Annotated in this window: 20 protein-coding genes; 12 read left to right on the top strand and 8 right to left on the bottom strand. The window is 69.6% G+C overall.

Annotation, left to right across the window (positions count from 1 at the left end; translation table 11 throughout):
* Positions 1-29 precede the first annotated feature (29 nt).
* On the top strand, positions 30-905 hold the full coding sequence (locus tag BLV96_RS24755; RefSeq protein WP_086675554.1) for an LLM class F420-dependent oxidoreductase: 876 nt from the start codon (positions 30-32) through the stop codon (positions 903-905).
* Between the two features lie 43 nt (positions 906-948).
* On the opposite strand, the gene BLV96_RS24750 is transcribed toward BLV96_RS24755, so the two are convergent.
* From BLV96_RS24750 to BLV96_RS24735, 3 genes are all read right to left on the bottom strand, one after another.
* Entirely contained in the window at positions 949-1,338 is a 390-nt protein-coding gene (locus BLV96_RS24750; RefSeq protein WP_086675555.1) for a hypothetical protein, read from the bottom strand.
* Positions 1,311-2,690: a hypothetical protein gene (locus BLV96_RS24745; protein ID WP_086675556.1), complete on the bottom strand. Its 1,380-nt coding sequence runs from the start codon at positions 2,688-2,690 to the stop codon at positions 1,311-1,313. The genes BLV96_RS24750 and BLV96_RS24745 overlap by 28 nt, the downstream gene beginning before the upstream one ends.
* Before the next feature lie 288 nt (positions 2,691-2,978).
* A complete protein-coding gene (locus tag BLV96_RS24735; RefSeq protein WP_167379720.1) occupies positions 2,979-3,347 on the bottom strand; it encodes a YrdB family protein in 369 nt (122 codons plus the stop codon).
* 199 nt (positions 3,348-3,546) lie between these two features.
* Between BLV96_RS24735 and BLV96_RS24730 the strand changes: the two genes are divergently transcribed.
* The 11 genes from BLV96_RS24730 (at position 3,547) to BLV96_RS24680 (ending at position 15,475) form a co-directional block, all read left to right on the top strand.
* Positions 3,547-4,779 (top strand): class I SAM-dependent methyltransferase, encoded by a 1,233-nt coding sequence (locus BLV96_RS24730; RefSeq protein ID WP_086675558.1) that lies wholly within the window; start codon positions 3,547-3,549, stop codon positions 4,777-4,779.
* 1 nt (position 4,780) lies between these two features.
* Positions 4,781-5,575, top strand: coding sequence for a sugar phosphate nucleotidyltransferase (locus tag BLV96_RS24725; RefSeq protein WP_086675559.1), 795 nt, complete (start codon positions 4,781-4,783; stop codon positions 5,573-5,575).
* Positions 5,572-6,219 (top strand): PIG-L deacetylase family protein, encoded by a 648-nt coding sequence (locus tag BLV96_RS24720; protein ID WP_086675560.1) that lies wholly within the window; start codon positions 5,572-5,574, stop codon positions 6,217-6,219. The genes BLV96_RS24725 and BLV96_RS24720 overlap by 4 nt, the downstream gene beginning before the upstream one ends.
* Before the next feature lie 5 nt (positions 6,220-6,224).
* Positions 6,225-7,244 (top strand): NAD-dependent epimerase/dehydratase family protein, encoded by a 1,020-nt coding sequence (locus BLV96_RS24715; RefSeq protein WP_086675561.1) that lies wholly within the window; start codon positions 6,225-6,227, stop codon positions 7,242-7,244.
* Complete coding sequence (locus BLV96_RS24710) at positions 7,244-8,524, top strand: DUF4910 domain-containing protein (RefSeq protein WP_086675562.1); 1,281 nt, start codon at positions 7,244-7,246, stop codon at positions 8,522-8,524. The genes BLV96_RS24715 and BLV96_RS24710 overlap by 1 nt, the downstream gene beginning before the upstream one ends.
* 5 nt (positions 8,525-8,529) lie before the next feature.
* Positions 8,530-9,855 carry an MATE family efflux transporter gene (locus BLV96_RS24705; protein WP_091389499.1) on the top strand — a complete coding sequence of 442 codons (1,326 nt, stop codon included), beginning with the start codon at positions 8,530-8,532 and terminating at the stop codon, positions 9,853-9,855.
* A 7-nt stretch (positions 9,856-9,862) separates the two neighbouring features.
* Positions 9,863-10,807 carry a glycosyltransferase family 2 protein gene (locus BLV96_RS24700; RefSeq protein WP_086676072.1) on the top strand — a complete coding sequence of 315 codons (945 nt, stop codon included), beginning with the start codon at positions 9,863-9,865 and terminating at the stop codon, positions 10,805-10,807.
* Positions 10,804-11,988 carry a polysaccharide pyruvyl transferase family protein gene (locus BLV96_RS24695; protein ID WP_086676071.1) on the top strand — a complete coding sequence of 395 codons (1,185 nt, stop codon included), beginning with the start codon at positions 10,804-10,806 and terminating at the stop codon, positions 11,986-11,988. Before BLV96_RS24700 ends, BLV96_RS24695 begins: the two co-directional genes overlap by 4 nt.
* The gene (locus BLV96_RS24690; RefSeq protein WP_086676068.1) at positions 11,985-12,533 is read left to right on the top strand and encodes a dTDP-4-dehydrorhamnose 3,5-epimerase family protein; all 549 of its coding nucleotides are present in this window, start codon (positions 11,985-11,987) and stop codon (positions 12,531-12,533) included. Before BLV96_RS24695 ends, BLV96_RS24690 begins: the two co-directional genes overlap by 4 nt.
* A gap of 5 nt (positions 12,534-12,538) precedes the next feature.
* Positions 12,539-13,855, top strand: a complete 1,317-nt coding sequence (locus tag BLV96_RS24685) for a glutamate-1-semialdehyde 2,1-aminomutase (protein ID WP_086676076.1) — start codon at positions 12,539-12,541, stop codon at positions 13,853-13,855.
* A gap of 138 nt (positions 13,856-13,993) precedes the next feature.
* Entirely contained in the window at positions 13,994-15,475 is a 1,482-nt protein-coding gene (locus tag BLV96_RS24680; RefSeq protein ID WP_086676066.1) for a right-handed parallel beta-helix repeat-containing protein, read from the top strand.
* Between the two features lie 229 nt (positions 15,476-15,704).
* Here BLV96_RS24680 and BLV96_RS24675 read toward each other — a convergent pair whose 3' ends face one another.
* The 5 genes from BLV96_RS24675 to BLV96_RS24655 all read right to left on the bottom strand — a co-directional run bounded on the left by BLV96_RS24675 (position 15,705) and on the right by BLV96_RS24655 (position 21,144).
* Positions 15,705-16,319, bottom strand: coding sequence for a maleylpyruvate isomerase family mycothiol-dependent enzyme (locus tag BLV96_RS24675; protein WP_086676065.1), 615 nt, complete (start codon positions 16,317-16,319; stop codon positions 15,705-15,707).
* Between the two features lie 230 nt (positions 16,320-16,549).
* Positions 16,550-17,197 (bottom strand): phosphatase PAP2 family protein, encoded by a 648-nt coding sequence (locus tag BLV96_RS24670; RefSeq protein ID WP_086676063.1) that lies wholly within the window; start codon positions 17,195-17,197, stop codon positions 16,550-16,552.
* On the bottom strand, positions 17,194-18,369 hold the full coding sequence (locus BLV96_RS24665; RefSeq protein WP_086676062.1) for a glycosyltransferase family 4 protein: 1,176 nt from the start codon (positions 18,367-18,369) through the stop codon (positions 17,194-17,196). Before BLV96_RS24665 ends, BLV96_RS24670 begins: the two co-directional genes overlap by 4 nt.
* Positions 18,366-19,619, bottom strand: coding sequence for an O-antigen ligase domain-containing protein (locus tag BLV96_RS24660; protein ID WP_425266195.1), 1,254 nt, complete (start codon positions 19,617-19,619; stop codon positions 18,366-18,368). The genes BLV96_RS24665 and BLV96_RS24660 overlap by 4 nt, the downstream gene beginning before the upstream one ends.
* Position 19,620: 1 nt before the next feature.
* Entirely contained in the window at positions 19,621-21,144 is a 1,524-nt protein-coding gene (locus BLV96_RS24655) for a right-handed parallel beta-helix repeat-containing protein (RefSeq protein ID WP_086676061.1), read from the bottom strand.
* Between the last annotated feature and the right edge of the window lie 6 nt (positions 21,145-21,150).

The raw sequence follows: 21,150 nt of genomic DNA, 5'->3' as shown, positions 1-21,150 counted from the left end.
GGGTAACTCCAGGTATACGGTCGGAAGGTATGAAACTCGGACTGCAGATCCCCGACTTCACCTGGCCGAACGGGGCGTCCGCGCTGGGCGCCGACCTGGCCGCCGTCGTCCGCACCGCCGACCAGGCGGGCTTCGACTCCATCGCCGTGATGGACCACTTCTTCCAGATCGGCGGGGTCGGCCCCGTCGAAAACGACATGCTCGAGGCGTACACGACGCTGGGCTTCATCGCGGCGCACACTTCGCGGGCGAAGCTCCTCACGGTCGTCACGGGTGTGCTGTACCGGCACCCGGGCCTGCTGGCGAAGGCGATCACGACGCTGGACGTGCTCTCCGGCGGCCGCGCGATCCTCGGCATCGGCGCGGGCTGGAACGAGGACGAGTCCCGCGGCCTCGGCTTCCCGTTCCCGCCGGTCGCGGAGCGCTTCGAGCTGCTGGAGGAGAACCTCCAGTACGTGCTCCAGATGTGGGCCGAGGGCGACAAGCCGTTCAAGAGCAAGCACTTCGACGCGTCGAGGCTGCTGAACGTCCCGCAGGCGCTGTCGGACCCCCGCCCCCCGATCATGATCGGCGGCGGCGGCGAGAAGAAGACGCTGCGGCTGGTGGCCAAGTACGCCGACCAGTGCAACCTGTTCAACAGCCCGGAGCTGGAGCACAAGCTCGAGGTGCTGAAGAGGCACTGCGAGAACGAGGGCCGTGACTACGACTCGATCACGAAGACCGTCTACCACATCTTGGACATCGGCGAGGACGGCTCGAAGTCCGGCGAGCTGCTGAAGGAGCTCGAGCGGCTGCACGGGCTGGGTATCGACGTCGCGTTGGGCATGGTCCCGCACGTCCACAACCCGGCGGTGCTGGAGAAGTTCGGCACCGATGTCATCCCGGCCGCCGAAAAGATCGGCTGATCACCGACGAGCTGCCTCGCGGGATTTTCCGCGAGGCAGCTCGTCACGACCGCGCTCCCGCAGCCGGATCGTCGATGTCCTCATCGATGACGTATTGCAGGTCGTACGTCGAAAAAAGCGAGAACTTCCCGGTCGCTTTCAAAGCGTCATAAGTTCGCTGCATGGAAGAACGAGCGTCCTCGACATCTCGATCGAGGGTCCGGAAGCGAAGCATGTACGGATGGGTTGCGAACGGCATGTCGTCATAGATTTCGTAGCCGTGGTTGACGAACAGTTCGACCGCGACGTCCCCGCGCCGTCCGACATACGCCTCGTCTTGGTACTTCTGTTCCCGCAGAAGCGGAGTACCCACAAGCTCCGCGACCTCGCCGACGACTGACGGGACGGGTGCCGCCTCGAGCGGCCTCAGGAAGATTTCGACATGTGCCGCCATCTGCGCGCACCTCCCGCACCGCCCTCAAGGACCGACAACTGTCCAGCCGTCGCCCCGTATGATGATCTTGTCTCACGCGCCTGGCCACCCTTGCGCGCCGAATCGTCGAGTACTCGCATGACTTTCGTACTACCCGGATCAGTCGCCTCGATCGTCTTGAACTCGGTCGGCGTTCCGTCCACGAGCGCGTCCGGTGTCCGAACCCCCGGTTGCGTGGACGGCTTGAGCGCCTTCACGTCGTCTCCCTCTCCGGCCAGTCGTTCGGCGATCTTCTGCTCAGCCTGGTTGAACGCGGATTCGGATTGGTCGATCGCGCCGGTTCGCTCACCGAGCTCCTCACCGAGCTTCGTGGTGTCCGCCTGCTCGATGTTCGGCTCCGGGGTCCGCTCGACCGCCATCTCCATGGCCGTCACCCCACCCGCCACCGCACCGAGGACTTCCGCTCCTTCGAGCACCGCCACCGCTCCGGCCGAAAGCTCCGCGATCGGGCCGGCCAGCGCGCCGATGACGTCGATCCCCAGCAGTTCGGCCGCGCCCACGAGGACGTCGAACGCGCCCTCGGTGAGGATGCTGACGATGCCCGCGATCGCGAGCCCGAGCCCGGCTCCGTCGACCACGTCACGGACCGAGTCCTCGATGCGCTGGCGAGTATCGACGACCCAAACCCGGAAGTCGGCGAAAACCGTCGACAGCTTTTGGAGGAACTGCGGAAGGACGAAGAAGATCGCCGAGTCGTGGCCACCTGCGAGCCGGTCCCAGAAGTCGTTCAGAGCGTCGACGTCGGCGGCATCGTTGTTCTCCACCAACGCGAACATCCGGTTCTTGAGGTCGGCGGCCAGCGCCTGCACCGCGTCACCGGCTTGCTCGAAAGCCAGTTGGACGTTCGTCAGCTTCCCGGTGTCGGCGTTCGGCACGTACCGGGCTATCCCGTGCGGCAGCCACCACTCCTCCGGACCCAGCAGGCTCGGCCACGCCGGGCTGCCACCGGCCTTCGTTGGCACCAGCGGCGTCCACGGCGCCGGACCGGGGTGCGGGTGGGAAGAGTTGTCGGCGTTCCAGTGGTTCAGACCAGCTTGGTCGATCCCCGCGGCGACCGAGCCGAGCACGTCGTAGGCGCGGAAGAACGCCGCGACCGCGGTGTGCAGCGCTTCCCGGTAGGAGTGTTCGAAGGCGTCGGCACCATCGCCCGCACCAGCCGCGCCGGCATTGCCGTCCAGCGCGGCGAACAGCTCCAGCCGGATCCGGTGCAGCCGCTCCTGGCCGTCGGCCAGCTCCAGTGCGACGGCGTGGAAGTCCTCCGGGGTGACGTCGACGACGCCCGGCGGCGCACCGCCGTCATCGATCCGGGCCACACCAGATCCCCACGTTGGCCGACAGGGCCGCACCGTGGTTGTCGTGCGCGGTCAAGACGAACTCCCGGAAACGCGGAAGGTCGGAGTGCAATTCCCGGGCTGCGACAACCCAATCGCCATATGCTTTGGCGAAAGCGTTCCGCCCCTCGCCGAGCCAGGAGCCCAAGGCGTCCTTCAGCTCCTGATCCAGCCGCGCCAGCAGCTCTTCGGCTTGCCCGAAAGCATCGTGACTGACGGCGTCCGATCAGTCACGCTAGCCGCCGAGGGGTGGGTAATCGACTGGTAAAGTCAGCCGTCTTTGGCAAAACCCCTGGTCAGCGCCGCGATGCCGATTCCGACGACGGCCAGCACGATCCCCCAGACCACCCACCCGACCAGTGCGAGGACCACCCCGGTGGCCGCGAACAGCGCGAACTCCACCAGGAACCGGGCCGGTTCCGGTAGCCGGCGGCCGGCCTTCGGCGCGATGAACAAACCCCAGATCGCGGCCGCCACCACCGGCAGCAGGACCGCGTCGACGATCGACAGCGCCACGCCGGTGCCGAGCTGCGTGCCGGCCAGTGCCAAGCCGCCCAGCAAGGCCAGCTCGGTGAGGAAGCGGACCGTCAGCACCACGCCCGCGACCCCGCTCAGGCGGGGACCCGTTTCCGAAGTCATCCGGCCAGCCTAGGACCCGGGTCCACTGTGGACGTTACGGGTCCGGACGGGTACCGTCCGTGATCTCCGCCACATTCCGCGCAACCAGGTTGCGGTTCCGAATCGGTCCACCAGTGCCTCACGCGTCGCTGTAACGACGATCAGCCCCTGCTCGACGTGTTAAGCGCACATCGCGACCGCGAGCCAAGGAGCCTGGTAGATGACCACATGTCGACTCTGCGGTTCGACAAACACGGCCAGCGTGGTGGACCTCGGGGCCACTCCCCCGTGTGAGCGATTCTTGACCGCCGAACAGCTCGACGAGCCGGAGGCCACCTTCCCGCTCCACCTCAAGGTGTGCACCGACTGCTGGCTCGCCCAGATCCCCCCGCTGATCGATCCTGACGACACCTTCACCGAGTACGCCTACTTCTCGTCGTTCTCGACGTCGTGGGTCGAACACGCGAAGCGGTACGTCGACGGCGCGGTCGAGCGGCTGGGGCTCGGGGAGAAGTCGTTCGTCGTCGAGGTCGCCAGCAACGACGGCTACCTGCTCAAGCACGTCGTCGGCCACGGCATCCGGTGTCTGGGCGTCGAACCTTCGGTGAACGTCGGGCAGGCGGCGCGCGACGCCGGCGTGCCCACCCTGACGGCCTTCCTCTCCGAGGAAACCGGCCTGAAGGTGCGCGAGGAGCACGGCCCCGCCGATCTCGTCGCCGCGAACAACGTCTACGCGCACATCCCCGACGTCCTCGGCTTCACCAAGGGCCTGCGCGCGCTGGTCGCGGACGACGGCTGGGTCTCCATCGAGGTCCAGCACCTGCTCACGCTGATCGAGAAGAACCAGTACGACACGATCTACCACGAGCACTTCCAGTACTACACGGTCGAATCCGCCCGCCGCGCCCTCGCGACCGGCGGCCTGACCGTCGTCGACGTCGAACTGGTGCCGACGCACGGCGGGTCGATCCGGCTGTGGGCGCGTCCCGCCGAAGTCGCGGGCGAGCCCAGCGAGCGGATGACCGACGTGCTGGAGCGCGAAAAGGCCGCCGGGCTGCACGAGCTGTCCGGGTACACCGAGTTCTCCGAGCGCGTCACGCGCGTGCGGCTGGACCTGCTGAAGTTCCTCATCGAGGCGCGCAACGACGGGAAGACCGTCGTCGGCTACGGCGCCCCGGGCAAGGGCAACACCCTGCTGAACCACTGCGGCATCCGGACGGACCTGCTGCAGTACACGGTCGACCGCAACCCGTACAAGCACGGCCGGTTCACCCCCGGCACGCGCATTCCGGTGCTGCCCCCGGAGCGGATCGAAGCCGACCGGCCGGACTACGTGCTCGTCCTCCCGTGGAACCTCCGGGAGGAACTGACCGAACAGCTCTCCTACATCGGGGCGTGGGGCGGAAAGCTCGTGTTCCCGATCCCCCACTTGGAAATCGTCGAGGTGCAGTGAAGTGAAGGTCGTCCTCTTCTGCGGTGGTTACGGGATGCGGATGCGCAACGGCGCGGCCGACGACGTCCCGAAGCCGATGGCGATGGTCGGTCCGAGACCGCTCATCTGGCACGTCATGCGTTACTACGCGCATTTCGGCCACACCGAATTCATCCTGTGCCTCGGCTACGGCGCGGCGCACATCAAGAACTTCTTCCTGAACTACCAGGAAACCATTTCGAACGACTTCGTACTGCGCAACGGGCAGGCGGAGCTGCTCTCGACCGACATCGCCGACTGGACGATCACCTTCGTGCAGACCGGCATCGAGTCGCCGATCGGCGAGCGCCTGCGCCGCGTGCGTGACTACCTCGACGGCGACGAGATGTTCCTCGCGAACTACGCCGACGTCCTGTCCGACGTCCCGCTGCCCGACATGATCGAGCGGTTCTCCAACACCGACGCGGGCGCGTCGATGATGGTCGTCCCGCCGCAGTCGTCGTTCCACTGCGTGGAGATGGACGAAGGCGGCAAGGTCGGCTCGATCACCGCGGTCAGCGAGATGCCGCTGTGGGAGAACGGCGGGTACTTCGTGCTGCGGCAGGAAGTGTTCGACCACATCCCGGAGAACGGCGACCTGGTCGCCGACGGCTGCGGCGAGCTGGCCAAGCGCGGCCGGCTGCTGGCCTACCCGTACCGCGGCTTCTGGAAGCCGACGGACACGGTCAAGGAGCGCGCGGCCCTCGACAACGCCTACACCCACGGCGACCGGCCCTGGGCGCTCTGGGAGAAGCACCCCGCGGCGAGCATCGCGTGATCGGGCTGCGGCCGGGACGGCTCGGCGGCGTCGTCGCCCTCGGCGCCCATTGCGACGACATCGCGATCGGCGCCGGCGGCACGCTGCTGACGCTCTGCGCGTCGCGGCCGGGCCTGAAGGTCGACGCGCTGGTCCTCTCCGGCGGCGGCACGCCCCGCGAGGACGAGGAGCGGGCCGCGCTGGCGGCGTTCTGCCCGGGCGCGCAGCTCGACGTCACGGTGCTGAAGCTGCCGGACGGGCGCTTCCCGGCGCACTGGGAAGAGGCCAAGAACGCCCTGGAGGAGCTGCGGCGGCGGACCGACCCGGACGTCATCCTGGCGCCGCGGACCGACGACGCCCACCAGGACCACCGGGGGCTGGCCAAGCTCGTGCCGACGGCGTTCCGCGACCACCTCGCGCTGGGCTACGAGATCGTCAAGTGGGACGGCGACCTCGGCGCCCCCTCGGTGTACCAGCCGCTCGACGACGACGTCGCCGAAGAGAAGGTCCGGCTGCTGCAGGAGCACTACGCGTCGCAGCGCCACCGCCCCTGGTACGACCGCGAGGCGTTCCTCGGGCTGGCCCGGATCCGCGGCATCGAGGCCGCCGCGAAGTACGCCGAAGCGTTCTTCGTCAAGAAACTCACTCTCGACCTGAAGGGCTGAATCCGATGCGGGTGTTGCTGACGGGGCACAAGGGCTACCTGGGGACGGTGATGGCCCCGGTGCTCGCCGCCGCCGGCCACGAGGTCTTCGGCCTCGACTCCGGGCTGTTCGAGGACTGCCTGCTCGGGCCCGCCCCGGCCGACCCGGCCGGGCACGTCGTCGACCTGCGGGACGTCACGCTTTCGCATGTCGAGGGCTTCGACGCCGTGATCCACCTGGCCGCGCTGTCGAACGACCCGCTCGGCTCGCTCGCGCCGGAGCTGACCTACGACATCAACCACCACGCGTCGGTGAAGCTCGCGAAGCTGGCGAAGGAGGCCGGCGTCGGGCGGTACCTCTACGCGTCGACCTGCTCGGTGTACGGCGCGGGCGGCGACAAGCTCGTCGACGAGGACGCCCCGCTGAAGCCGGTGACGCCGTACGCGGAGTCGAAGGTGCGCGTCGAGGCCGACGTCCACGAGCTCGCCGACGACGACTTCACCCCGGTCTACATGCGCAACGCGACCGCGTTCGGCTACTCGCCCCGGCTGCGCGGCGACATCGTGCTGAACAACCTGACCGCGCACGCGCACCTGTCCGGCGAGGTCCTGGTGCTGTCGGACGGCACGCCGTGGCGGCCGCTGGTGCACGCCCAGGACATCGCGCGCGCGTTCACGGCGGCCCTGACGGCGCCCAAGGAGGCCGTGCACAACAAGGCCTTCAACATCGGCACCGAGGACAACAACGTCACCGTCGCCGAGATCGCCCAGGAGGTCGTCGAGGCCGTGCCGGGCTCGACGCTGAACATCACCGGCGAGGCCGGCGCCGACCCGCGCTCGTACCGCGTCGACTTCTCGCGCTTCCGCGACGCCATCCCGGGCTTCGCGTGCGAGTGGTCGGTCAAGGACGGCGCCGTCGAGCTCATCGAGGCCTACCGCAAGTTCGGGCTGACGCGGGAGTCGTTCCAGCAGCTGTTCACGCGGCTCGCGTGGCTGAAGAGCGAGGGCGAAGCCGGCCGCGTCGACGACACCATGCGGCGGCGCTAGTGGCGGGCCCGCAGCTGCGGACGGGGGAGGAGCTGCACGCCCTCGTCGAGCGGCTGTACCCGATCTGCCGCAGCATCACCGGCGACGGTGTGCGGCAGACCCTGGACATCATCGGCGAGCACATCCCGCTGGAGCGGCACGAGGTCCCGACCGGGACGGCCGTGCTGGACTGGACGATCCCGCAGGAGTGGAACATCCGCGACGCCTACGTCGCGTCTCCCTCCGGGGAGAGGGTGATCGACTTCCAGGAGTCGAACCTGCACGTCGTCGGGTACAGCGTCCCGGTGCGGCAGCGGATGCCGCTGAGCGAGCTGCGGGAGCACCTGCACACGCTGCCGGACCAGCCGTCGTGGGTGCCGTACCGAACCAGCTACTACGCCCCGGCCTGGGGTTTCTGCCTGGCGCAGGAGAAGCTCGACGCGCTGCCCGACGGCGAGTACGACGTCGTCATCGACTCGACCCTGGCCGACGGCTCGCTGACCTACGGCGAGCACGTCGTCCCGGGGCGCGTCACCGACGAGGTCATCGTCTCCTGCCACATTTGCCACCCGTCGCTGGCCAACGACAACCTCGCCGGCATCGCGGTGGCCATTTCGCTGGCCCAGCAGCTCGCTCTTTCGCAGCCGCACTACACCTACCGCTTCCTGTTCATGCCCGGGACGATCGGCTCGATCACCTGGCTGGCCCGCAACTCGTCCCGGATCGAGAAGGTCAAGCACGGGCTGGTCCTGGCCTGCGCGGGCGACCCGGGATCGTTGACGTACAAGAAGTCCCGCCGCGACGACGCCGAGATCGACCGGGTGATGCAGCACGTGCTGCGCTCGCGGGAACATCGAGTTGTCGACTTCTCGCCGTATGGCTACGACGAGCGCCAGTTCTGCTCGCCGGGCTTCAACCTCGGCGTCGGCTCGCTGACCCGGACGCCGTACGCGGGCTACCCCGAGTACCACACCTCCGCCGACAACCCGGGTTTCGTGTCGCCGGCGGCCATGGAAGACACGCTCGGCGCGTTGCGGGACGCCTTCGGTGTCCTGGACCGCAACCGCCGGTACGTCAACCTCAGCCCGTACGGCGAGCCGCAGCTCGGCAAGCGCGGGCTGTACGACTCCCTCGGCGGCCGCAGCGACGCCAAGCAGGCCCAGATGGCGATGCTGTGGGTGCTCAACCTCTCCGACGGCGAGCACAGCCTGCTCGACATCGCCGAACGGGCCGGGCTGCCCTTCGACATCGTCGACGTCGCCGCCCGCGCCCTGCACGACGCCGGCTTGGTCAAGGAGTGAGCGACGTGGCCAACCACCGCCGTGCGCCGCGCTCGATCTTCTCCTCGGGCGCGGTGCGCGCGATGGCCGGACGCCTCAGCTGGGGCCTCGGCGACCAGGCGGTGTCCAGCCTGACCAACTTCGCGGTCGGGCTGTACGTGGCCCGCTCGCTCGGCACGTTCGCGTTCGGCATCTTCAGCCTCGTCTGGGTCACCTACGGCGTGGTGCTGAACGTCTCGCGCGGCCTGGCCACCGACCCCCTGATGGTGCGGTTCTCCGCGGTGCCGGAGGACCGCTGGCGCCTGGGGGTCGCCAGCGCCTCCGGCACCGCGATCGGCGTCGGCTGCGTGACCGGGCTGATCAGCCTGGTCGCCGGGCTGGCCGCGGGCGGCCCGCTCGGCAACGCGTTCGTCGCGCTCGCCGTCGTCCTGCCGGGACTGCTCCTGCAGGACGCCTGGCGGTTCGCGTTCTTCGCGCGCGGCCAGGGCAAGAAGGCGTTCTTCAACGACGTCGCGTGCGGCATCGCCCTGCTCCCGGCGCTGTTCATCGCCGGCCGGGTCGGGTCGGTCGTCGCGTTCGTGCTCGCCTGGGGCATCGCGGCCGCGCTCGCCGCGGTCTACGGCTGGTTCCAGACGGGCATCCTCCCCCACCCGCGCGAGCTGGCCGGCTGGCTCCGCACCCAGCGCGACCTGAGCGTCCGCTACCTAGTCGAGAACGTCAGCAACAGCGGCGCGTCCCAGCTGCGCGCGTACGGCCTCGGCGCCATCGCCGGCATCACCGCCGTCGGCGCGGTCCGCGGCGCCGAGCAGCTGCTCGGCCCGTTCCTGGCCCTGCTCATGGGGCTGTCCCTGGTCACCGTCGCCGAGGGCGCGCGGGTGCTCCAGCGGGCGCCGCACCGGCTGAAGCACTTCTGCGTGATCCTCGGCGGCGGCCAGGCCGCCGCCGCGCTGTGCTGGGGCCTCGGCCTGCTGCTCCTCCTGCCCGACAGCGCCGGCCGCTGGGTGATGGGTGACGTGTGGGACTCGTCGTCCCCGCTGATCCTCCCGGTCACCCTCGCCGTGGTCGGCGCGAGCTTCGCCACCGGCGCGGCGGCCGGTCTCCGCGCGCTGGGCGCGGCCAAGCGGAGCCTGCGGTCGCAGCTGATCGCCTCCCTGTTCTACGTCACGTTCGGCATCGCCGGCGCCTTCCTCGGCGGCGCGGGCGGGTCCGCGTGGGGCGTCGCGACCGCGACGCTCAGCGGGTCCGTCATCTGGTGGCTGCAGCTGCGGGCCGGGCTGCGCGACTACGTGCCACCCGGCGCCGACGAGCCCACCGTGGTCTTCGAGCCGATCAAAGAGCCGATCAAGGAATGAGGACTCCATGACCACCGTCCCGCGGCTGAGCCTCGGCCTCCCGGTGTACAACGGCGAGGAGTACCTCGCCGAGTCGCTGGACGCCCTGCTCGGCCAGACCTACGAAGACTTCGAGCTGGTCATCTCGGACAACGCCTCCACCGACGGCACCGACGAGATCTGCCGCCGCTACGCCGAGAAGGACTCCCGGATCCGCTACGTCCGGCAGCCGAAGAACATCGGCGCGACGCCGAACCACAACTTCGTGTTCGACGTTTCCCGCACCGAGCTCTTCAAGTGGGTCTCCCACGACGACCTCTACGCCCGCGACCTGCTCAAGCGGTGCGTCGAGGCCCTCGACGAGCGCCCCGGCATCATCCTGGCCCACTGCGATCAGGCGATCATCGACGGCGACGGCCGCATCGTCCAGCCGCTCGAGTACACGCTGAACACGGCGTCCCCGCACGCGCCGGACCGCTTCCGCAGCGTCCTGTTCGAGCCCGGCGGCGACGACTTCTACGGCGTCATCCGCGCCGACGTCCTCCGCCGCGTCAAGCCGCTCGACAGCTACCACCACGCCGACCGGACCTACTCCGCGGAGATGGCCCTGCACGGCCCGTTCCACCAGGTGCCCGAGCTGCTCTACTTCCGCCGCGACCACCCGGGCCGCGCGGAACGGGCCAACCCGACCATCCGGAGCCGGTGCGCGAATCTGGACCCGCGGCGCGCGAACCGGCTCCGGAACCCCACCGTCCGCCTGCTCGGCGAGTACGTCTTCGGGTTCGCGGACCTGATCCGCCGCGCGCCGATCTCGGCCGCCGACAAGCGCGAGTGCTTCGGGCACCTCGGCGCCTGGCTGACCAACCGGGCGCGCTCCGGCCACGGCGAGCGCGTCGAGGACCGCGCGCCGACCGCCTCCGACGTCGCCACGGTCAACACGATCGTGGCCGGCCGCGAAGGCAGGCTCGCGTGAAGCGTGCCCCGCGCGTCGGCGTCTTCGGCCTCCTCGGCTCGGGGAACCTCGGCAACGACGGTTCCCTCGAAGCCGTGCTCGGCTACCTGCGCGGCGAGTACCCGGACGCGGTCCTGACCGGCCTGGTGGGCGGCCCGGACATCGTCCGCGAGCGCTACGGCGTCGACACCACGCCCCTGCATTGGAACCAGGCCGAGTACGAGACGGCGTCCGGCCTCCGGTCGATCGTCCTCAAGGGACTCGGCAAGCTGGTCGACGTCGGCCGCACGGCCGCCTGGGTCCGCAAGCAGGACGTCGTCATCGTGCCCGGCATGGGTGTCCTCGAAGCGACGCTTCCGCTGCGTCCGTGGGGTTTCCCGTATTCGCTCTTCCTCCTTTCCGCCACCGGGCGCCTCTTCGGCACCAAGGTGGCACTCGTGTGCGTCGGCGCGAACCACATCAGCGCGCGGGCGACCCGGACGCTGGTCCGCTGGTCCGGCCGCCTGGCCGCCTACCGGTCCTACCGGGACGACATCTCCCGCGACGCCATGCGCGCCATGGGTGTCGACACCAGCCGCGACGAGGTCTACCCGGACCTCGCGTTCTCCCTCCTCACTCCGGACGCCGACGGCAAGCCGGGCTCCGTCGGTGTCGGCGTGATGGCCTACTACGGCGGCAACGACGACCGCGCCGAGGGCGACCGCATCTACCGTCACTACGTAGACACGATGAACCGTTTCGTCGCGTGGCTCGTTGACCAGGGCAGACCCGTCCGGCTGTTCATCGGTGACCAGATCGACCGGCAGGTCGTCGACGAGATCATCGAGAAGACCGCTTCCCCGCTGGTCACGGCGGCTTCGGCGGAGACCCTGGACGAGCTGATGCACGAGATGGCGGCGGTGGACAGCGTGGTGGCCACGCGCTACCACAACGTGCTCTGCGCCCTGAAGGTCGCGAAACCGACCGTCGCGATCGGGTACGCGCCGAAGAACGACGTGCTGATGGCGGAACTGGGTCTCGACGGCTTCACCCAGCGGGCGAAGGACGTCGACTTCGACAAGCTCGTCGAGCAATTCACCGAACTGGAGAACCGTTCGGCGGAACTTCGCCAAACGCTCCGCGAACGGAACGAGATGAACGCGCAACGGCTCAAGGACCAGTTCGCCGCCCTTTCGGCGGCCCTCTTCGGGGGTGGGCGATGAAGGCCATTCCGGTGCCCGAGATCGAGGGCGCGTACCTGTTCGAACCGACTCCGCACGGTGACCGGCGCGGCTTCTTCAGCCGGACGTTCGACCGGGACGTCGTCGCCTCGGTCGGGATCGACCCAGACGGCTTCGTCCAGGACAGCCTTTCCCGCTCCCGCAAGGGAGTCGTCCGCGGGATGCACCTGCGCGGCGGCGCCGGCGAGGCGAAGCTGGTGCGGTGTTCCCACGGCGCCGTTTTCGACGTCGTGGTGGATCTCCGACCGGATTCGCCGACGTTCCGCAATGTCAAAACCTTCGAGCTTTCCGGTGAGACACAGGTTTCCGTGTACATCCCCGCGGGGTGCGCGCACGGGTTCCAGTCACTCACGGACCCCTCGGACGTCGCGTACCGTATCGATCGCGCACACGATCCGTCCGAAGACATCACAATTTCGTACAAAGACCCTGAATTGGACATTTCGTGGCCACTGTCGGTCACAATGGTCAGTGACCGAGACGAACGTGCGCCGTCTCTCGGAGAGGCGTTGAAACCAACGAGGTGACCTTCATGGGAACGAACTTGCCCCGCTCCACGGAGGCGAACGAGCGGCTGCACCGGGTCGTCCCCGGTGGTGCGCACACTTACGCCAAGGGCTCGGACCAGTATCCCGAAGGGATGGCTCCGGTCATCTCCCACGGTCTCGGCGGCCACGTCTGGGACGTCGACGGCAACGAGTACGTCGAGTACGGCGCCGGGCTGAGAGCGGTCAGCCTGGGCCACGCCCACCCGCGGGTCCTCGAGGCGGTCCGGGCCGAGCTCGGCAAGGGCAGCAACTTCATCCGCCCGTCGATCATCGAGGCCGAGGCCGCCGAGCGGTTCCTGGAGAACGTGCCGACGGCCGAGATGGTGAAGTTCACCAAGAACGGCTCGGACGCGACGACGGCCGCGGTCCGGCTCGCCCGCGCGGCCACCGGCCGCCCGCTGGTGGCCAAGTGCGCCGACCACGCCTTCTTCTCGACCGACGACTGGTTCATCGGCACGACGGCGATGAACGCGGGCATCCCGGACGAGACGACGGAAGCGGTCGTGTCCTTCCCGTACGGCGACCTGCAGGCCGCGGAGGAGCTGCTGCAGCGCCACGAGGGCGAGATCGCGTGCATGATCCTGGAGGCCGCGGCGGCGGTGGAGCCGCCGCCGGGGTACCTGCAGGGCCTGCGCGACCTCACCACCCGCCACGGCGTCGTGCTGGTCTTCGACGAGATGATCACCGGCTTCCGCTGGTCCGCCCACGGCGCCCAGGGTCTCTACGGCGTGACGCCCGACCTCTCGACGTTCGGCAAGGCCCTCGGCAACGGCTTCGCGGTGTCCGCGCTCGCGGGCAAGCGCGAACTGATGGAGATCGGCGGGCTGCGCACCGACCGCGAGCGGGTGTTCCTGCTTTCGACGACCCACGGCGCGGAGACCCACTCGCTGGCCGCCGCGATGGCGGTGATGGACGTGTACCGCGACGAGGACGTGATCGGCCGCATGCACGCCCTCGGCGACCGGCTCGCCGCCGGCGTCCGCGAAGTGGCGGCCGGGATCGGCGTCGAGGACCACGTGGTGGTCCGCGGCCGGGCGAGCAACCTGGTCTTCGGCACGCTCGACGAGCAGGGCAGGCCGTCCCAGCCGTACCGGACGCTGTTCCTGCGCGAGCTGATCAGCGGCGGGGTGCTGGGGCCGTCGTTCGTGGTCAGCGCGGCGCTCACGGAGGCCGACATCGACAAGACGATCGACGTCGTCGCGCAGGCGTGCACGGTGTACCGGAAGGCCCTCGACGCCAACGACCCGGCGCCGTGGATGGGCGGCCGGCCGGTGCAGCCGGTGTTCCGCAAGTTCGCGTGACTGAGCGTCAGTGAAAGCCGTCAGGCTTTCGCTGACGGGCTCCCGCTTCTCGACGGACGGGCCGGATTCACTCCTTGGGTCTGATGAGGACACTCCAGGGTGACTGTTTTCCGGCCCGTTCGTGCGTAACTTCCTGCCATGGGTAGATCTCGCGCGGCTCTCGTCGCCGCATGCTCGCTCCTCATCGCCGTCACCGTCCCGGCGATCGCGCGAGCCACCGACGGGCCCGGGCCGGTGTGCGACCACCAGCCCGCGGAGCACGAAGAAGCGCCTCCCGGGGCCGTCTCCGTCGATCCGGGCGTCGACGGAGACCTCTCGGCCAAGACCGCGGCGAACCCGCCGGGCACCACCTTCTGGCTCCGCCCCGGCACCCACACCCTCGGCACTGACGAGTTCGGCCAGGTCGCACCGAAGGACGGCGACGTCTACCTCGGCGCACCGGGCGCGGTTGTCGACGGCCGCGGCGTCAACCGCGCCGCCTTCACCCAGCGCGCCCGGGACGTCGAGCTGCACGGGCTCACCATCCGCGGGTTCGCCGCGCTCCAGGACCAGGGCGTCGTCAACCACGACTCCGGCGACGGCTGGCTCATCGAGAACACGACCATCGAGGACAACGCCGGCGCGGCGCTGATGGCCGGCGCGCGCCAGGTCGTCCGGCACAGCTGCCTGCGCGACAACGGCCAGTACGGGCTGAACGCCTACCAGGCGGGCGACGGCATCACCGGGCTCGTGCTGGAGGGCAACGAGATCACCGGCAACAACACCGGCGACTGGGAAACCAAGGTGCCCGGCTGCGGGTGCAGCGGCGGCGCCAAGTTCTGGGCCGTGAACGGCGCCGACATCACCGGCAACTGGGTCCACGGCAACCACGGCGCCGGGCTCTGGGCCGACACGAACAACAACGACTTCCTCGTCGAGGACAACCTCTTCGAGGCCAATGACGCCGAAGCGCTGTTCTACGAGACCAGCTACAACCTCGTGCTGCGCGGCAACACCTTCCGCCGCAACACCCTCGTGCAGGGCCGCGCGTTCGCGTCGCGCGGCGACAACTTCCCGGCGGCGACGGTGTACCTGTCCGAATCGGGCGGCGAGCCGCGCGTGCCGGCGCGGACGTCGTCGATCGACATCAGCGGGAACACCTTCGAGGACAACTGGGCCGGGATCACGGTGTGGGAGAACGCCGACCGCTTCTGCAACAGCCCGGCGAACACGTCCACCGGCTACTGCACCGAGGTGGCGGCCAAATCGTCGTGCACCGCGGGCACGATCGAGAAACCACCGGCCTACGACGACTGCCGCTGGAAGAGCCGGCGCGTCGAGGTGCACGGGAACACCTTCCGGTTCGACCCCGGCCGGGTCGGCTGCACGAGCCTCTGCGGGCGGATGGCCCTGCTGTCGAACTACGGGACCTTCCCGGACTGGTCCCCCTACAAGGGAACCGTCGTCCAAGAGGCGATCACCTTCCGGCAGGGCAACCGGTGGCACGACAACTCCTATGCCGGGCCGTGGACCTTCGTAGTGCATGACACCTCCAAGACGGTCGACACTGCGGGCTGGCGGGCGGGGCCCTACTCGCAGGACGAGTGTTCTTCGTTCGACGGCGGGACCGCCGGCTGCTGATCAGGAGCTTGCCGAGGGGGTCCGACACTTTTCGCCGCGCCCCGCACCGCTGATAGCGTTTTTCCTTGATGTCAAAGGGAAAAATCGCGAACGGAGAATTTCGGACAGCGCACACATCACCCATTTCAGCGATGGCGTTCGCACGCATGTTCGGTACGGTCGGAGACATGCCCGCCATCACCGCACCCCACAGCTCAACTGTCCACAATGGATCTCCTGCGAAAGGAGCTCAGACCGTGGTGAAGCGCGCGCTCGGCTCGCCCCGAAGACGTCCGGCCGGCAGCCGCCGGTTGCAGAGAACCAGAAGCAGATCCTGGGCCAGGCCGGTGACCGGAGTCCCGGTGCCGTACGACCAGTCGAGGTCGTCGGCACGCAGGCAGACGCCGGTCAGGTCGGTCCCGAAGTACTTCACTTGTTTCGGCTTGGTCCCGGCGAGGACGACCTCCAGCCGTTCCGGCGGCACGCGACGGTCCAGCCCGAGGGCGGTGGTGATGTCGAGGCCGTGGATCACGTCGTGGCTGAGAGCGCCCGCCGGCCCACCGCCCGGCGGCTGCCAGGGGTGGTCGGCGTTGTCCCGCAGCGAGGCGACCAAGGCGTCCCGCGAAAGCTCGGCTGCCTCCTGGCGGGCGAGGCGATCGGCCATCCGGTTGAAGCGCCCGCCGGACTTCACCATCTCGCGCACGAACCGCCCGGTCGAGAACCGGAAGGGCATGGTCACGTGGGCGACGACTTCGGCAACCCGCCAACCGGCACACAGACTCGGCGACGCCCACTCGGCGGCCGACAGGCCCCCGAGCAACGCGGCCAGCTCCCGCCGCTCGGCGGCGATCAGATCCGGGATCATCGGGCTCTCCTTCGCAGGTAGGTCACCCCACCGACGAACGGGAACCGGCCGGACCGACACACAGCCCACGCGCGAACTCGGCCAGCTCTGCCCAGCTTGAGGCGGAGCGGCGGCGAGCCAGGATCCCATCCGCGCGAAAAGAGACGCGACCACGGGAAGCGGTCACCCGGCCGGTGAAGTGCTCGACCGAGCCGGCACCGGCAGCCGTCGTGGCCGCGCGGAACCTGGCATCACAGCCGTTCGGCCGCCCGGTCCACTACCCACGCCGTCGCCGGAACCGCGGCCAGCGCCGCGCAAAACCCACCCACGGCATCCGTCGGGTAGTGCGCCCCGAGGGCCACCTCGGCCCACCCCATCGCCACCCCGGCGACCAACGCCAGTCCCAGCAGCAAAACCACCCCGGCGACCCGCCCCGAACCCAGCCGATCGACCAGCAGCAACCCGATCACCAACGCCAGCGCGGTGGCCAACGCCGTGTGCCCGCTCGGATAGGAAAGGAACTCGCCATGGATCGTGCGGCCCACGATCGGCTTCAGCACCGTCGTCACCGCCACCGTGACCACCACGCCGAGCACCGTCAACACCGCCGCCCGGACCCGGTGGACCAGGAAACACACCACCGCGAGCAGCGCGACCAGGACCGTCGCCCCGACCGGCTCGCCACCGAAGTCGATGACCAGCGCCACGTACCGCCAGGGTGGCTGGACGCCGTCGATCGCCGGGAGCACCGCCGCGTCGATTCCGGTCAAACCCGAGTCGTGGAAGTGGAGGATGCCGAGCGCCACGAGGACCGCCGTCGCCAAGGCGGCCGTCATCGCCAGCGGGGCGCGCAACGCGACCGGCAGGGCCGCGGGTGCCGTCCGGACCAGCTGCCTCACCCGTGCGCCTCGATCGCTGCCTCGTACCCGGCGATCAACCGGTCGAGCCCCACCGCCGGGGTGAAGTCCTTTTCGTACCGGACGCGGGCCGCGTCGCCCATCTCACCGTTGCGGTCGCCGGCCACCTCGCGGAGCCGGTCCGCGAGCGAAACCTCGTCGTCCGGCGCGTGCAGGAGGCCGGTCACGCCGTCTTCCACCAGCTCCGGGAAGGCGCCGTGGGCCGCCGCGACCGTGGGTACTCCCGCGGCCATCGCCTCGACGACCACCAGGCCGAACGCCTCCAGCCACGTCGACGGCGCCACCACTGCCACCGCGTCGGCCGTCAGGGCCCGGCACTCCGCCTTGTTCTGGAGGCCGACGTACGACGCGTCATCACGGCGGGCCGCCCACGTCGCGACCTCGTCCTGCATCGGGCCGGTGCCGGCGATGACCAGCGGCACGCCCAGGGCGCCGCCGAGGCGGTCCCACGCCCGCATCAGCAGCCCGACCCCCTTCTCCTCGGTGACGCGGCCGACGAACAGCACGTGCTTGCCGTCGCCGGCGCGGCGGACGCCGGGGTCGGTGACGAAGTTGTGCTTCACCGCCATCCGCTCGCCGGGCATCCCGGCCGACACCAGGAGGTCACGTTGGGCCGCCGAAATGCAGAAGAACCGCGAAACGCCCGTCCACCACCGGCGGCGGTTCGCGGCCGTGCTCGCCGCCATCGGGAGCGTCGCCACGCGCGAACCGCGGTAGCAACCGTGCTGCACCGCCGGCAGCGGCAGGCCGCCGACACAGTCGGTGCAGATGCGGCCGTCGCGGTGGAGCGTGCCGGGTGGGCAGACCATCCCGTAGTTGTGGAGCGTCGCGACCGCGGGCACCCCCGCGTCCGCGCAGGCCGCGACCACCGACGGCGACAGCAGCGGGAACGTGTTGTGGATGTGCACGACGTCCGGGCGCGTGGCGCGCAGCCGGCCGGCGAGCTCCTTGCGGACCGCCGGGTTCCACGGCACGGTCAGCGGCACCGCGGCCTTGCGGGCCGCCGGCATCGAGGCGATGTCGTCGCTGCGGCGCTCGAACAGCGACACCTGGTGGCCGCCCTCGGCGAGCAGGGTCACCTCGGCGTCGACGACGTTGTTCTCGCCGCTCGGCTGCTCGGACCGGTACCGGTTGTGCACCATGAGCACCTTCACGTGCCTGTCCCCTTCGCCGGGATGAATGCTTGTTCGTCGGACTCCGGCACCCCACGGACCAGCAGCGACGCGGCCACGGCCAGGTGCAGCAGGTACGGCGACGCGTCGCCGAGGCCGGCTTCGGTGTAGGAGGCCGAAATGCAGTAGGTGATCAGGAAGATCGCGCACGCGCGAGCCAGCGACGGCGGCCGCAGCACGGCCACCACGACCAACGTGAGGAGGAACCCCGCCACCAGCGCGATCCCGACGAAACCCTGCTCGTGGTAGATCGCGAGCCAGCTGTTGTCGATCGGGAGGCCGTCGTAGGACTTGTCCGTCAGCCCGACCCCGAAGATGTACTCCGACGTCGTCCGCGGGGCCTCCAGCAGCGCGTCCCACACCTTCGCGCGGCCGGTCAGGCTGGAGAAGTTGTCCGCGCTCTGCCCGCGCAGGAACCACGTCTGCAGTGCGCCCGCCAGCACGACGCCGGCGACCCCGCCGACGCCGACCGTCCACGCGAACACCTTCCGCGCGCGGGCGCTGGTCAGCAGCATCGACAGGAAGGCCACGGCCAGCCCGGCGATCAGGCCGAGCGTCGCCGTGCGGGTGTGCGTCAGCATCAGCAGCCCGACCACCGGAACCACGATGAACACCGCGCTGCGCCACGTCGTGCGGCGCCCGAACCAGAGGAGGAGCGTCAGGCCGGAGATGACCGCGGCGTACTGGCCGATCTGCGGCGGGGTGAGCGGCCACACGGCACCCGAGAGCCGGCCGCCGTACTCCTCCGGCATCGCGTTGCCGGGCGAGACCACCAGACCGATCGCCACCGACGCGAGCACGATCGCGTAGGTGCGGATGTGGTAGCGGACGAAGCTGAACCCGCCGTCCCACCAGCGGGTCAGCAACCAGAGCGTGGAGACGAAGACCGTGAGCCGGAAGCACCGGAACAGCGCGCCGGCGCCTTCCTTGAGGTCGATGCTGGCGAGGACGCTCGACCCCAGCAGGAACGTCAGGAGGAGCAGGTACGCGCTCGGCCGGATCCGCAGGTGCTTGTTCAGCACCAGCGCGATCACGAACGCCGTCATCAGCGAACCCATGGTCACCAGCTGGCTGACCGAGCGCGGGAGCGGGATGACCGTCTTCGCGCCGGTCGAGCCGAGCGTGTTCAGGATCAGCAGCGCCCACGCCAGGCCCGCCCACTTCGGCGTCGCCGAGGCGGGTTCGGCCGCGGCGTCGCCGCGGATGCCCGCGATGCCGGTGTGCGCCGCCACGTCAGCCACCACCCTGGGCGGTGAACGTGCTGCCGGTGTCCTGCGAGTACGGCGAGCCTTCCCACTCGCCGATCTCGAGGATGCGGTCGGTGGTGTACGCGATGAACGTCCACGGGCCGGCGTAGCTGTTGTCGTGCCAGTGGTTGTCCTGTTTGTAGGTGATCGCCTCCTGGACGACGTCGCCCTTGTACGGCGACCAGTCCGGGTAGCTGCCGAAGTTCGACAGCAGGCCCATCCGCCCGCAGGAGGCCTGGCAGCCGACCACGGCCGCGTCGAGGACGAACTTGTTGTCGTGGATGTCGACGTGCTGGGTCTTCCAGCGGCAGTCGCTCAGCAGCGGCCCGCTCGCGATGGCCGGGTCCGCGCACTGCTTCACGTTCTGGACCAGCCGGGTGCAGTCGCCGGAGGAGGTGTTCGCCGGGCTGTTGCAGTAGCGGTCGGCGTTCTCCCACAACGTGATCCCGGACCAGTTGTTCTCCAGGTAGTTGCGGGAGATCTCGATCTTCGCCGTCCGCGCCTTGATCCGCGGCTCGCCGCCGGACTCGGAGATGTAGACGGCGGAGGTCGGGAAGTTGTCGCCCTTGTCGGCGTAGCGGCGGCCGTCGACCCAGTTGTTGTTGCGGATCGTGTTGTCCCGGATGACCGCGTTGTAGCTGATCTCGTAGATCAGCGCGGCGCTGTCGTTCTTCTCGATGAGGTTGCCCTCGATGAGGAAGTCGTTGTTGTTCGTGTCGGCCCACAGCCCGGTGCCGTGGTTGTCGTGCACCCAGTTGCCGCGCACGTCGGCGCCGTTGACGTCCCAGAACTTGACGCCGCCGGTGCAGCCGCAGCCGTCGATCTTCGCTTCCCAGTCGCCGGTGTTGTTGCCGGCGATCTCGTTGCCCTCGACGACCAGCGCGGTGATCGGCGTGCTGCCGGAGAAGGCGTTGATCCCGTACTGGCCGTTGCGGCGCAGGCAGTTGCCGCGCACCTGCTGGCGCGCGCCCGCCATCAGGCCGGCGCCGTCGTTGTCCTGGATGGTCGAGTGCTCGATCACCCAGCCGTCGCCGGAGTCGTGGTTGACCACGCCTTCGTCGCGGGGCGCCGCGAAGCCCTGGACGGTCAGGTAGGTGAGCTTGACGTTCGTCCCGTGGCCGGTGAACGCGTACTGGTTGATCTTGCGGCCGTCGACGACCGCACCGGGGGCGCCGATGTAGACGTCGCCGTCCTTCGGGGTCACCTGGTCGTACTTGTCGTCGCCGAGGATGTGCTTGCCCGGCTGGAGCCAGAACGTCGTGCCCGGGCCGGCCGCCCGCGTCTTCGTGGCGAGGTCGCCGGGCACGGCCGGGTCGACGACGACCGCGCCCGCCGGCGCGGCGGCCGGTCCGGCGGGTTCCTTGTCGCACACGGCCGCGACCGACCCGCTGGGGGCCGGGGTGGCCTGCGCCGGGCCTTCGGTGTCGGGTCCGCTCGAGCACGCCGCGACCGTGAGGAGGACGCCGAGCAGCGGAGCGGCACGGCGGAGTCGGAGGCGGCGGGCTGTCACGGGCGG

Source organism: Amycolatopsis pretoriensis, from assembly GCF_900107925.1.
In the GTDB taxonomy this organism is placed as follows: domain Bacteria; phylum Actinomycetota; class Actinomycetes; order Mycobacteriales; family Pseudonocardiaceae; genus Amycolatopsis; species Amycolatopsis pretoriensis.
Note: the sequence above shows the minus strand (reverse complement) of the source record. Positions and strands in the feature narration are given on the sequence as shown.